Here is a 13,932-nt window from a genome sequence, read left to right as displayed (position 1 = left end):
TATGACGTTACGATATAGCATCCTTGCAAGCGGGAGTACGGGGAACGCCCTGTTTGTAGAGTCTGATGAACATTCCTTTCTAGTGGATGCTGGGTTTAGCGGAAAACAGATGGAGTCGCTTTTCGGACAAATTGACCGTGATATCAGCAAGCTTACCGGAATTTTTGTCACGCATGAACATAGCGACCACATTAAAGGAATTGGTGTCCTCGCCCGTAAATATCATTTACCCGTATACGCAAATGAAAAAACCTGGCGCGCGATGGAACGTTCAGTGGGCGCGATTCCGACAGAGCAAAAGTTTGTCTTTAACATGGAAACGGTAAAGAGTTTTGGATCGGTTGATATCGAATCATTCGGTGTCTCCCATGATGCTGCGGAACCGATGTTTTACGTCTTCTATCATGGTGGCAAAAAGATCGTTTTGATTACCGATACCGGCTATGTAAGTGACCGGATGAAGGGGATTATCACCAATGCTGATGTCTATATTTTTGAATCGAACCATGATGTGCAAATGCTGCGGATGGGGAGATATCCTTGGAACATCAAGCGCCGAATCTTAAGCGATGTCGGCCATGTCTCTAATGAGGATGCAGCACTGGCCATGAGTGATGTGATCGGGGATCGGACAAGACGTGTCTATCTTGCCCATTTAAGCCTTGATAACAACATGAAAGACTTAGCAAAGATGGCGGTCGCACAAACCCTCGAGAGCCGTGGTCATGTAATCGGTGAGCAATTCCAGTTATATGATACAGATCCGAAAATACCAACTAGTTTAACAGCCGTATAGAATTTGAAGAATGAAGCTGCCCTTTTTAAGGGGGCTTCATTTTATTATGAAAAAGATATGAACAAATTCGTAAGTTTTCCAGAACTAGATACAATTTTTTAGTAATTTAAGGTTGAACGAGTATAATTGTTATTATAAGCCAAAATAGTAGATAGCAACCTTTTCGGGAAGAGAGGAATGGTGTTAATGGGTTATTATGACGAGAATCCACAGGGGCGTCATCGGGAGCAAAAAGGAAAAAGGGGCGGATATTTTCTCACTAGTTTAATCGGAGCCATTATTGGTGCACTTGTCGTGGTCTTTTCCATTCCCACCTTGTCAAAGCAAGGTGTCCTGCCCTATACAATTAATCCAAATCAAAATACGGCAACGGAAACCAATAGTACGAACCAGCAAAATGTGATTCAACAGCAGGTTTCCTATGATGTGAATACCAATATTACCAAAGCGGTTGAAAAGACTGGCGATGCCGTTGTCGGTATCAACAACATTCAGTCCTCAAGCTTTTGGACGGATAATGCCGATGCCGAAGAGCCCACTGGAACAGGCTCTGGGGTTATTTATAAACAGGCAGGTAATAAGGCCTTTGTTGTAACCAACCATCACGTTGTCGAGGGTGCTTCTAAACTTGAAGTAACGATGGCGGATGGAACAAAGATCCCTGCAGAACTCTTAGGTAGTGATATTTGGACGGACTTAGCGGTGCTTACCATTGATGCTGGCAAAGTAAAAAAAGTGGCGGAATTTGGTAATTCTGACAGTTTGAAAATGGGAGAACCGGTCATCGCCATCGGAAATCCACTCGGCGCCACCTTCTCCGGTTCCGTCACACAAGGAATTATCTCGGGGTTAAAACGAACGATTCCTACTGACATCAATCAGGACGGTTTAGTGGATTGGCAGTCAGAGGTGTTGCAAACAGATGCGGCGATAAATCCCGGCAACAGCGGTGGTGCCCTTATCAATATGGCAGGCCAGGTGATTGGGATTAACTCGATGAAAATCGCCCAAAATGCAGTCGAAGGGATTGGTTTATCGATCCCAATCAATTCTGCTAAGCCAATCATTGATGACCTTGAAAAATTCGGCACAGTAAAGCGCCCGTATATGGGAGTAGATTTAAAATCAGTAGCGGAAATTCCGGCATATTATCAGGAGGAAGCATTGAAACTCCCTCGTGATATAAATTATGGGGTAGCCTTAAGGCAGGTCGTTGCCAATTCACCAGCATCACAGGCAGGATTAAAGGAGCTTGATGTCATCGTCGAAATGGACGGACAAAAAATCAATGACGTCATCGACCTCCGCAAACATTTATACCAGAAAAAGAAAATTGGCGAGAAAATGACGATCAAATTTTACCGGGATGGTAAGCTAAAGGAAACAACCTTAACATTATCAGCGGAAAAATTAGAATAACTCGGTATGTTAAAGCAGGAAAGTGAATGTGTGGTCCACTTCCCTGCTTTTTATTATGGTATTATAGGTGGGGTTATAAGTATGATTGCAGGTAGAAAAGTTCAAAATAATACTAACGATCTAGTTCGGGAAGGTGAAAAGGTTGATTTATAGTTGTGAGGAACATATAGAAATTGCATTAGATGATATTGTGGATCAATATCAAACATATCCTGTATTATCACAAATTCCTGTGGATAAGTCATCAACAGGCTGTGAATATTGCGAAAAACGAGCTGTATATATGGTAGAGAACAAATGATTCCATACAAGATGTGGATAAAAATTGTGAATATGTGGATAACCTCTGTGGATAACTTGTTTGTAAGCTGTTTGTAATCAAATAAAAAGGGTTGTGGATTGTGAATATCTCGATCATAACGGTTGGTAAATTAAAAGAGAAATATTTGAAACAAGGAATTGAGGAATATTTAAAAAGATTGACTGCCTATGCAAAGGTAGAAGTCATTGAAGTATCTGATGAAAAGGCCCCTGAAGAATTAAGCGAACTGGAAATGATACAGGTAAAGCAAAAAGAAGGCGAACGAATTCTTGCAAAAATTAGTCAGGATACATATGTAATAGCCTTAGCCATTCAAGGTAAGCTAGCATCTTCGGAGGAGTTAGCGAGCTCATTAGATAAACTCGCTACATATGGAAAGAGCAAAATTGCCTTTGTGATCGGCGGGTCATTGGGATTGAGTGAAGATGTTTTGAAGCGGTCGAACGAACAACTATCCTTTTCGCGGATGACGTTCCCCCACCAGCTCATGCGGCTGATCTTAGTGGAACAGATTTATCGGGCGTTTCGGATAAATCGGGGAGAACCGTATCATAAGTAAATGAGGTTCTTCTTCGTTAAATTTCTTGAACGTAATATACTTGAAAGAATAAGATAGTAGAGTTTTTTCTCTACTATCTTTACTAATCAACAGCACCTGTTCGTTTTATTTCAACCTTAATAGTTGATTTTAACTTTAAACTTAAATACTTTTCCCTCAAATCTTTATCACTTAAATTGGAATATCTTCTGATGCTTTTTATTTTTCTTCCAATGCCAATTGGATCAGTATTTAATTTTCTTAACTCCTCAAGAAAATCCCCCAATTCTTTGCTTAGTTCTTCCCCAAGCAGTTGCTCCAATTTTTTTAAAGATTTCTTATTGTTAAGAGTAATTGCAGGCTGTACTTCTATAGTTGAAACCTTAATCGTTGCGTTTAGATAAAAGTCATCTTCGTTAGATAATTTAACTTTTCCTCGGTGCTTTATTGGGTGAATTGTAATTTTAAATTTATCTCCTTTTGGCTTTTCGACTAGTGGTATTCCCTTTTTTTCTAAAACCTCTATAGGAATATTTAATGTTATATCTCCCAAAGAAGCCCTGCGATTGGTGAACAATTTTATGAACAAGGTTTTTGTCAAAGAAATAGAACCGACCATTTTATCATCCTTTAATAATGCCACCCTTTCAATATAGGGTGCTGCACCATTCTTATTCGATATAATAGGTAAGGTAGGATCGATGCCTATTTCATATAGAGTGGAGAAAAAATCATTCAGGTTGGAGTTTATTAACATTTCATTCCTTGCTTGCTTTTCTAATAAATGATAAATATATGATCCCATCTCAGGGTATTCTTCATAATTATTATTTTTAATGACTTCTTCAGTATGGTTTGTAATGGCCAAAAATATTAATGATCCAATGCTGCTGTCCCGTTGCATTGAATCTAAAAAGGATGAAATTCCCATCTTTTCACTTATATCTTTATCAAAAAGTATTGTCCTCAATTGTCCAGATGTAATATCGTGGCTTGTTTGTTGTTCTAACCTTTGTCTTATTTGTTTGCTTGTAGTACCGACGGCAGAAATGGTTTCACTTGTTTTTTCTTCTTTACGGTCGAATTGCAACAAGCTAATAGAGCCTTTATATGTATCTTTATCAAGTAAATCATAACCAATAATAGTTGAAATCCCTTGCCTTTCTAATATTTTTCCAGGGGGCACGCATGCAGTACAGAGAAGACAACAAAATAGAATAAGCCATTTTTTCATCTTTTCAACTCCGTTAAGAATGTGAAAAAAGTTTAGATTTAATGTTTGATATGGAATATAACAAGATCGGATAGATAAACCATAGGTAAAAGCCGACATGACCAACTTGATTAAAAAAAAGGTTATTGTCGACTCTTTTGGTGACAAAAAAACTCGTGATAAAAATGATTATTGAGATTACCCATATACCATGTTTTTGTTTTAAATGAAATATTTGTTTTACTCCTTTAGTAGAAATGAACAGGTATAAACATAAATTTGGAAAAATAACCAATATCCATAATGGAACGGCAATAAATTCAAACCTTTCAAGAAATGGAAAATGGACCGTGCTTATCATACTGACGACAGGCCAAATATGTATTTCTAATTCCTTTGGACTAAAAAATAATATCGAAATAACAGTTGTTATAAAGACAATAAGTGTAGTAGACCAGATTGCTAATTGACTAAAAAAAAGCAGCTTTTTTTTCTCCTTTATAAATGGAAAAATAAAAAATAAAGTTTCAAAACCTAACATTGTAAAACTGGTTTTAAATACTCCTTTCATTATTTGTGCTGGGGTTGCCGACATGACGGGTAAAATTCTAGTGAAGTTTATTGATTCAAGTGGTTGATAAAAAACAAATACCAGCCAAATAGTCATTAAGAAGGATAAGAAACATGTTCCTGCAATTACTCTGAATCCGCCAGATACAGCATAAATGGTTACTAATAATAGCACTAAAACACCTACCCATTCATCAACTCCTTCATATCCCCATGTCAGGGACAATTCAACATAAGCGATGATGATAGAGTAAAGAGCTGCAATAAAGTAAATAACCATAAAGGTATTGATGATACTGCCTATAAAGCGGCCAAATAAATTCTCGTGTATTTCATAAAGATTACAGTTTTCATATTTACCAAGGATGCTAATTATCATCCAAATGATAACACTAATGAATAGTCCAGATAGTAGAACACTGATCCAGGCATCTTGCTTAGCTTCAAGAAAAACAATTCTAGGGACGCCAAGTATGCCCATTCCGATTTGTGAAGTGTGAATGATAAAGAAAGCAATATAGGCGTTTACAAAACTAATATTTGATTTCATTATCCACCTCAAAATTCATCTAAATCGTTTTCTGTTTTTTTAAATTTCCATCCTATCCGGAATACGTTTAATGGACGATTGACAACAGGACGTTTCCTATAAAAATGGTGTGGAAGCCGTATGAGAAAGTATTTTAAATCCTTTATCCTAAACGGGTATAGAGGTGCAAGATAAGGTCTATTTAAGGATGTCAACTTTAACAAGTGGACAACCAGTACACAGACGCCAATCACAATCCCATTAATACCCCAAACACCTGCTAGAATAATGAAGGGAAATCTGGTAATTCTTATAGCAGTCCCCATCTCATAAATTGGAGCTGAAAAGGCCCCTAATGCACTAAATGCCACGATAATAATTAAAATATTGCTAGTTAAGCCAGCCTCAACAGTTGCTTGACCAATAACAATCCCTCCAACAATCCCCATTGTTTGACCTACTTTTGATGGAAGACGTGCCCCTGCCTCTCTAAGTAATTCAATTAATAATTCCATTAATATTGCTTCTAGTAAAGGGGGAAAAGGAACTTGTGAACGTGATTGCCCAATGACAATTAACAATTTAGATGGTATAAGTTCAAAGTGATAGGTAAGGATTGCAACATAGAATGCTGTAAATAGCAGTGATCCAGCCATAGCCAAGAACCGTATAAATCTTATGAAAGTACTTAAAGGCCAGCGTAAATAAATATCTTCTGTTGATTCAAAAAACGAAAAAAAATTAGCAGGTCCAATAATAGCCACTGGGCTTCGATCTAAAAGGATACCAACTCGTCCATTTAAAATAGAATAGAGAAATCGATCGGGCAGCTCTGTCATGATAAACTGAGGAAAAAAGGAATAATGATTATCTTCAAGACACTGTGCCAAAACTGAACTGTCAATTATATCATCAGTTGTAATAGTTTCAAGCTTCTGCTTAAGTGTTTTTAGTATGTCTTCATCCGTTATATCTTTAATGTAAATAATTCTTAATTTCTTCTTAACACGTTCTCCTATTTCTAATTCATCCGTACACAAATTAGAATTATTTAGATTTTGTCTGATAATTTTTATATTAGAAGACAATGATTCTGTAAACGAAATTTTAGGGCCGTATACCAAGGATTCAGTTTCTGCTTTCTCGATGGATCTTTCAATTGGATTAGCACAATTTACTAAAAGGGCTTTATTTTCTTTTAATAAGTAAATATAAACGAATCCATTTAAAAGTGAAGAAATAACTTCTTGTTCCTTAAAGTCAATCTTTACCTCGTCAATAGGGATATTCTTCATTAAATAAGAATGGGTGATATCTTTTTTTGGCAGCTGTTGAATGAATTTAATAACGTATTCATTAACTGTTGCATTCTTAATTAAATTTTTCATAAAGACAACTTCCAGACAAATTCCAGCGACCTCAATTGTCCTGCAAAGTAAATCTGGTGATTGGTTGAGGATATATTTAATTCTATTATAATTTGGGCAGTTATTGTTATTTGGTGTGTTTGCCATTTGAAAAATCCTTAATAATTTTTTCTTATTATTTGAAAAAAAAAACCATCTTATACAAGGCTTTATAAAAAAGTAAGTCCACAAAGTAGTTTATGGACTTGTTTTGAATTGAATTGTAAAAGATAAAAGTGTAATAAACTGTGTGGAAACAGGATAAGTTGCTGCGTAATCAAAGAGGGTGATAAATCCTCATTTAGATACGTTACGGAGAACCGTATCATAAGTAAAGGAGTTTTTTCTAAAAAAAGGCTATGAATTTTAACCAAAACCTATAAAAAAACACGGGGACGGATCTACTGAATCATATAAGAAAACAAGGGATCCATCCCTGTGTTTACATGTGTTCACAGATATTGTGCCTTTATTTCTTCAAGTTGTTGGAGATAACTTTCCTTGAGCTGTTCTGGAAATTCAATCTTTACATGTTTTCCATATGAACAAAGATAATGCGTCATATAGTCGAGCTCAGTTTCATTATAGCCACCAGTCAGATAAGAGATACCATCTTTCTCTTCTAGCACCATATTTGGATAATGATGCTTTAAAAATAGCTCTTTTCCAAACGAAGTTAATCGAGCGCGAAAAGGGATGTTATGGTAATTATTTTCGTGATCCTCTTGAAATTTCTTCAGTTCTCTATGTGAGTAGGTATGTTCCATTTCTTCAAGAAGTTCGCACTCAGACATATAATCACAGCGATATGTTCCCCACATTTCTTGATTTACCTCATAAGCACTACAAAACCAAATGCCATTGCGATAAAACAATTCATAGATCTGCAAATCAATGTTAATTATTTCATATTGAGAATATATCATTCGAACAATTTTTTCTTCCATAATAGCAGTTAAGATGAGTGCAAGATATTCTGGCGGATTAATTGGAGCAACACCATAATACCGAACCACCTCAAGCATCCTATCAAGATATTCTTGCTGACTCTTAGGTAAAGTAGCAAATAATTTCTGTCGGATATGGGCATATGATTTTTCAAAAGGTGTGCTTGAGAGAAGGTTTAGGGCGTTCAATGCGAAAAAAATAGCTCGAATCTCGTCATTGTTAAAATAAACTGGAGGTAGCAAGGTTTGGTTAATTAATTTATAACCCCCATATCTGCCGCTTTCTGTATAATAAGGCAACCCCATCCTAGCCAATTCTTCAATATCTCTTAGTGCCGTTCTTTTAGAAATATGGAATTCTTTCATCAAATCTTTCAATTGGAATTCGTGTTTATTGCTCAAAAAAATAAGTTCTTGATTGAGTCGTTCTGCTTTTTTCATTTTTTCCTCCGCCTTTGTTTAATGGTGTCTTATATTGTCACCTTTAAACAGTATACTTAGTTTATCAAAAACAAAGGAGATTTAATATGAAAACTTTACTTATTAACGCCCATCCTGATTTTACAAACCACAATCACTTTTCTGTCCAATTGCAAGATAAATTTATTGATAAGTATAAGAATGAATTCCCAGACAATGTACTGACAATCATTAATCTTTATGATTTGGATATTCCAAGAATTGAAGCAGATGGATTACTTGCTATTTGGAATAAACAACAGTCTGACATAGCACTAAATCCAACTGAAGCAATGATTGGCAAACAATCTGCTGCATTATTGACACAATTCAAGGACTATCATCGTATCGTCATTTCAACGCCGCTGCATAATTTTAACATTACATCTCGACTAAAAGACTACATGGATAACATCCTCATCGCTCGTGAAACGTTTAAATACACAGAATCTGGCTCTGTGGGACTGATGACTGATGACTATCGATTGCTTCTACTGCAAGCTTCAGGTGGTATCTATACTAATAACGACCGTTATACTGCATTAGATTTTGCCCCAAATTATCTAAAAGAGATGTTTACTAATGTCATGGGTTTTAGCCAGTTTGATTTGGTTCGCGCTCAAGGAACGGATATCTTGTCTGCTGATAAGGTGTGGGAGCGTGCGAATCTAAATCTTGATAAAGCGTTTAGCCATTTTTACGAAAAATAATTGTATATTCTCAGAATAAAAAAATCGATAAAATGAGCAAAAGCCTGCTAGAAATTTTATGTTCCTAGCAGGTTTTTTTAAGATTTAATTAAAGTTTCCTATTGTTGAGGTGAACCGTATCATAAGTAAATGAGGTTTTTCTAATAGATAAGATAGCATATAATTTGTCGCACCACAGTCCTTGGTACTGTGGTATTTTTCATATGGAGGCCAATATTCTGAAGCGTAGAAGAATCAGTGCAAAAGGAAAAAGGACCCACTCGTCTGTACAAGGTGTGAGTGGTACTATGAATACAGGAAGAAGTCTACTTGTTATGTTGTACAGGAATATTTATACGTACATCTAAAAATATATATATTTTTTTATTGACATGTACGTACAAAAATACTACATTATTTGTAAGCGTTATTATTTTAAAAAGAGGGAGAATATAAAATATGGAGAAAGTTAGGACAGCAATAACTTCAGATAACCGAATTCCGCCCCTAAATATGTACGGATAAATATCAGCTCGAATAAAAGCTAAGTTAGTAGATTCGTAGATTCAACCTTTCAAACTGCAGCATCTGGAAGTTATGAATGGGACAATTTAAGTTAAAAATGGTTAGTAGACCTATTCTTTAAAGATATTTGGAAGGGCTTACGTTTGAAGTATCGTGCAATAGCCGTCAATGTTTATTAAACATTATGGGGTTGTACTTGAAATAAGTTGGCATGGTTGGGTTTAGCGCGATGGGGACGAGCGCATTCTGAATTGTTTTTAGTTTTTATTTTTTTAAACGTTTTCAAGATTAATAGCAATTTTAGAACGTATTAATATTTCTCAAAATTGGAATTTAAAATGTAAATAAAAAAGGGGACATTTAAAATGAACTTTAAAAAGTTAGCAAGTACCGCCTTTATAACTATTACTAGTGTTGCAGTAATGGCAGCTTGTAGCAGTCCTAGCCGTAGTACTTCAGCATCAACAAGTACCGCGCTTAAAAAAGGTGATTTGGTTGGTATTTCAATGCCTACTAAAGCTGATCAGCGTTGGAATGTTGATGGTGCCAATTTGGTTAAGGATCTCAAAAAAGCAGGATTCAAGACTAAGCTCGCGTATGCAAATAACAGCCCATCACAGCAGTCAAATGATATCAACAATCTGGTTTCTGCTGGTGCAAAGGCAATTGTCGTTGCAGCAGTTGATGGCACTGCTGTTGGACCGGCGGTTGAGCAGGCAGAATCACAAGGCGGCGTTGTCGTTTCTTATGACCGCTTAGTAATGAATACCAAGGCCGTAGATTATTATGTGACTTTCGATCTTGAACGCACTGGTATCCTTGAGGCAAATACCATTATAGATAAGCTTGATTTGAAGGGTAACGGTGGTAAGACTGAACCCCTAAACATTGCACTTTTTGCTGGTTCGGATGATGATAACAATGCACCTTACTTCTTCAAGGGGGCTTGGGATTTACTAAAGCCTTACTTCCAGTCAGGCCAATTGGTTGATCCATCAGGTCTTGTAACCAAAGACACTACAGATGCAGATTGGAAGAAGATCTCTGTTCACGCATGGGATCAAACCCAAGCACAAAAACAAATGGATGCATTTATGACCAAGCTTGGAGATAAGCCACTCGCCGCTGTCCTTTCTCCATATGATGCCATCTCACTAGGTGTTATGAAGTCAATCAAGAATGCACGTCCTGATATGTCTCCATCTATTCCATACTCTGCTTCAAACCAGCAGAACAAATCTGCATGGCCAGTCATAACCGGCCAGGATGGTATGGATATCGCGATCACCAACATTGAGCACGGTGCACAGGCACAGACTGTCTTCAAGAATGTTGCCCTACTCGCAGATCAGACAACGTCAATCTTGACTCAGATCGCTGATGGCAAGAAGCCGAAATCATCTGATGCTCCTATGAACAATGGTAAGAAAGAAGTGCAAACTTGGCTGTTAATGTCAGATGAATTAGTTAAGAACCCAACAGGTGAACAAAAAGGTTTACATTATGAAGTTGAGGCAGGATTCATCACCGAATCACAATATCAGAAAGATATCTCTGCTCCGATTATTAAGTAGTATGTTGAAGACTTTATAGCGACTTTGCGAACAGGAGTAGCAAGGTCGCTATAAAATTACTAGTAGGTGTTTTAAATCTTGAGATATTCTCAGGCGAGGAGCCAACGCAAACGAGGTGTGTAATATGTCAAATTCCCAAATGATATTACAGATGCAAAATATCACGAAAACTTTCGGTCCAGTTAAGGCCCTTACAAATGTGAATTTGGAGATTGCTCGTGGTGAAATCCATGCAATTTGTGGTGAGAACGGTGCTGGAAAGTCGACATTGATGAATGTACTCTCAGGAGTATATCCGAGTGGTACTTACTCGGGCACTATTTTTTATGATGGTAAAGAATGCAACTTTAAAAAAATCAAGGATTCTGAAGAACTAGGTATTGTAGTGATTCAGCAGGAGTTGGCATTGAGCCCATTCCTTTCAATCGCTGAAAATATATATCTCGGTAATGAGCGTCAGAAGTATGGCGTGATTGATTGGGAAGCAACCCGCGCCGATGCCATTAAGGTGATGAAGCAAGTTGGTCTTCAAGAAAATCCTGACACTAAGATTATGGATATTGGTGTGGGTAAGCAGCAGCTCGTGGAAATTGCGAAAGCTTTATCGAAGGAAGTTAAACTTCTGTTACTAGATGAGCCCACGGCAGCATTGAATGATGAAGATTCGGCTCATTTACTGCAAATTATTCGTGATTTGCGTGATAACCAAGGCGTTACATCGGTTATCATTTCTCACAAGCTGAATGAAATTGCAGCCATTGCCAACAATGTGACGGTTATTCGCGATGGTTCCACGGTTGGTTGGTTGCCGAATTCAAAAGAGAATCCACTTGATCAGGATGAACTTATTCATAAAATGGTCGGTCGCGAACTTACCAATCTTTACCCCGACCATGTTTCACATATTGGGGACGAGATCTTTCGTGTGGAGAATTGGACAGTCCATCATCCACTTGATCAGCAGCGTGTGATTGTCGATCATGCAAATATTTATGCGCGTGCAGGTGAGATTGTTGGACTTGCAGGACTCATGGGAGCAGGTCGCACAGAGATGGCGATGAGCATCTTTGGTCATACTTATGGTTCAGGTGTGTCTGGAAAAGTCTATGTGCATGGCAAAGAGACTGATACATCGACAGTCCAGAAGGCAATTGAAGCTGGCATTGCATACGCAACTGAAGATCGCAAGGGGTATGGTCTCAATCTCTTGCAGAATATTCGTGAAAATGCCGTGTTGGCGGCGCTTACCAAGCACTCAAAGCATGGTGTCATTGATGATGGCGTTGAACGTATTGCTGCTGAAAAGTATCGCAAGGACTTCCATATCAAAACACCGAGCATTGAAGAACAGGTATCTAATCTATCAGGCGGAAACCAACAGAAAGTGGTATTAGCAAAATGGGTTATTTCTAATCCAGATATTTTGATCCTTGATGAGCCAACACGTGGTATCGATGTTGGTGCGAAATACGAAATTTACGAAATCATTGATCAACTTGCTGATGAAGGCAAGGCGGTCATTGTTATTTCATCTGAACTTCCTGAGCTTATTGGTATTTGTGATCGTATTTATACAGTCAGTCAGGGTATCATCACGGACGACGTCCCGAAGGCAGGGTTTACTCAGGAGTACCTTATGAAGGGTATGACTCAAGAAAAGACTCAGTTAAAGAAGGTAGGAGAAAAATGAGTTCAGAATCTTTAACACCTCAGAATAAAGAAAATATAAAAAAAGGGGCAGTGTTAGCATCTTTTGCATCAAATGCTCGCCAATACGGAATTGTTGGTGCACTCGCCGTCATCATTATCGTATTTGAAATTTTGACTGGAGGACTTTTACTCCAGCCGAATTCCATTGTTCAATTAATTCAGCAGAATGCTTACGTCATCATTCTGGCAGTTGGTATGGTTATGGTAATCATTGCAACCCATATTGATTTGTCAGTTGGTTCCTTAGTAGGTTTTATCGGTGGTTGCGTCGCTTTGCTTATGCAGAATGCACACCTTAATTGGTTCTTAGCAATTATTGCAGGTTTGCTTATTGGCCTTCTCGTGGGAGTATGGCAAGGGTTCTGGGTTGCTTTTGCTGGAATTCCAGGCTTTATTACCACTTTAGCGGGCATGCTTATCTTCCGAGGTCTTGCAACCACGATGATTAATGCATCTATCCCAGTCAACAATACATCATTTAATGCCATTGCTTCAAACTATCTCCCAAATATTCTTGGGTGGTGGGGACCATTTGATGGTTTGAGTATTGTTGTTGGAATCCTTGCTATTGTTGCTTTTGCGTGGACTCAACTTCATAAGCGTACCAAAGTCTCTAAGGTGGGGCTGGTTCCAGAGCCTATCACCGCAACCTACATCAAGATTTCTATTGCAACAGTAGTAATCGGTGCTCTTACATTTGAATTTGCATCTTCAGGGAATGCCACTCAAGGCGGTATCCCCATTATGTTGGTAATCGTTGGCGTTCTTGTTATTACGTATAACTATATTTTGACTCGTACGGTTTTTGGCCGTCGCGTCTATGCAGTTGGTGGTAATCGTCGAGCAGCGCTTCTTTCGGGTATTAACACTCGACGTGTCGATTTTTCACTCTTCGTTCACATGGGACTTCTTTCAGCTATTGCAGCTATTGCGATGCTCTCGCGTTTGAGTTCCGCATCAGCTGCAACTGGTAATTCCTTCGAACTTGATGCTATTGCGGCTTGCTTTGTTGGTGGCACTGCTGTTACAGGTGGTATTGGGACTGTACCAGGTGTTGTTATTGGTGCAGTTGTAATGGGAGTTATTAACCAGGGACTGTCGATTATGGGGGTAGACTCAGCATTAATTCAAACCATTAAAGGTCTTGTACTACTTCTAGCCGTCGCGGTAGACATTTTGTCCAAGCGAAAGAAACGCTAATATAGTAGCGAATGGGGCCGATTTCCTTGACTATC

Annotated in this window: 12 protein-coding genes; 8 read left to right on the top strand and 4 right to left on the bottom strand. The window is 37.9% G+C overall.

Going from position 1 to position 13,932, the window contains the following annotated elements; genetic code table 11:
* The first annotated feature begins 1 nt into the window (after position 1).
* From RCG19_RS09210 to rlmH, 4 genes are all read left to right on the top strand, one after another.
* Positions 2 to 796 carry an MBL fold metallo-hydrolase gene (locus RCG19_RS09210; RefSeq protein ID WP_308110613.1) on the top strand — a complete coding sequence of 265 codons (795 nt, stop codon included), beginning with the start codon at positions 2 to 4 and terminating at the stop codon, positions 794 to 796.
* 186 nt (positions 797 to 982) lie between these two features.
* Entirely contained in the window at positions 983 to 2,215 is a 1,233-nt protein-coding gene (locus RCG19_RS09205) for a S1C family serine protease (protein ID WP_166245517.1), read from the top strand.
* Between the two features lie 133 nt (positions 2,216 to 2,348).
* On the top strand, positions 2,349 to 2,516 hold the full coding sequence (locus RCG19_RS09200) for a CxxH/CxxC protein (RefSeq protein WP_308110611.1): 168 nt from the start codon (positions 2,349 to 2,351) through the stop codon (positions 2,514 to 2,516).
* 100 nt (positions 2,517 to 2,616) lie between these two features.
* Positions 2,617 to 3,096 (top strand): 23S rRNA (pseudouridine(1915)-N(3))-methyltransferase RlmH, encoded by a 480-nt coding sequence (gene rlmH / locus RCG19_RS09195; protein WP_166245513.1) that lies wholly within the window; start codon positions 2,617 to 2,619, stop codon positions 3,094 to 3,096.
* Between the two features lie 82 nt (positions 3,097 to 3,178).
* Here the strand turns inward: rlmH and RCG19_RS09190 are convergent, their stop codons facing one another.
* From RCG19_RS09190 to RCG19_RS09175, 4 genes are all read right to left on the bottom strand, one after another.
* Complete coding sequence (locus RCG19_RS09190) at positions 3,179 to 4,309, bottom strand: Ger(x)C family spore germination protein (protein WP_308110610.1); 1,131 nt, start codon at positions 4,307 to 4,309, stop codon at positions 3,179 to 3,181.
* Positions 4,310 to 4,322: 13 nt separating this feature from the next.
* Positions 4,323 to 5,408, bottom strand: coding sequence for a GerAB/ArcD/ProY family transporter (locus RCG19_RS09185; protein WP_308110609.1), 1,086 nt, complete (start codon positions 5,406 to 5,408; stop codon positions 4,323 to 4,325).
* Between the two features lie 8 nt (positions 5,409 to 5,416).
* Positions 5,417 to 6,901, bottom strand: coding sequence for a spore germination protein (locus RCG19_RS09180; protein ID WP_308110608.1), 1,485 nt, complete (start codon positions 6,899 to 6,901; stop codon positions 5,417 to 5,419).
* A gap of 344 nt (positions 6,902 to 7,245) precedes the next feature.
* Positions 7,246 to 8,181, bottom strand: coding sequence for a helix-turn-helix transcriptional regulator (locus RCG19_RS09175; protein WP_308110607.1), 936 nt, complete (start codon positions 8,179 to 8,181; stop codon positions 7,246 to 7,248).
* Positions 8,182 to 8,267: 86 nt separating this feature from the next.
* Between RCG19_RS09175 and RCG19_RS09170 the strand changes: the two genes are divergently transcribed.
* The 4 genes from RCG19_RS09170 (at position 8,268) to mmsB (ending at position 13,897) form a co-directional block, all read left to right on the top strand.
* Entirely contained in the window at positions 8,268 to 8,909 is a 642-nt protein-coding gene (locus RCG19_RS09170) for an FMN-dependent NADH-azoreductase (RefSeq protein WP_308110606.1), read from the top strand.
* Positions 8,910 to 9,778: 869 nt separating this feature from the next.
* The gene (locus RCG19_RS09165) at positions 9,779 to 10,987 is read left to right on the top strand and encodes a substrate-binding domain-containing protein (protein ID WP_308110605.1); all 1,209 of its coding nucleotides are present in this window, start codon (positions 9,779 to 9,781) and stop codon (positions 10,985 to 10,987) included.
* A gap of 124 nt (positions 10,988 to 11,111) precedes the next feature.
* A complete protein-coding gene (locus RCG19_RS09160) occupies positions 11,112 to 12,677 on the top strand; it encodes an ATP-binding cassette domain-containing protein (RefSeq protein WP_308110604.1) in 1,566 nt (521 codons plus the stop codon).
* On the top strand, positions 12,674 to 13,897 hold the full coding sequence (gene mmsB / locus RCG19_RS09155; protein ID WP_166245509.1) for a multiple monosaccharide ABC transporter permease: 1,224 nt from the start codon (positions 12,674 to 12,676) through the stop codon (positions 13,895 to 13,897). Before RCG19_RS09160 ends, mmsB begins: the two co-directional genes overlap by 4 nt.
* Positions 13,898 to 13,932: the final 35 nt, after the last annotated feature.

This window comes from Neobacillus sp. OS1-2 (assembly GCF_030915505.1).
Taxonomy (GTDB): Bacteria; Bacillota; Bacilli; order Bacillales; family Cytobacillaceae; genus Neobacillus.
This window is presented reverse-complemented; position numbering and strand designations above follow the sequence as displayed.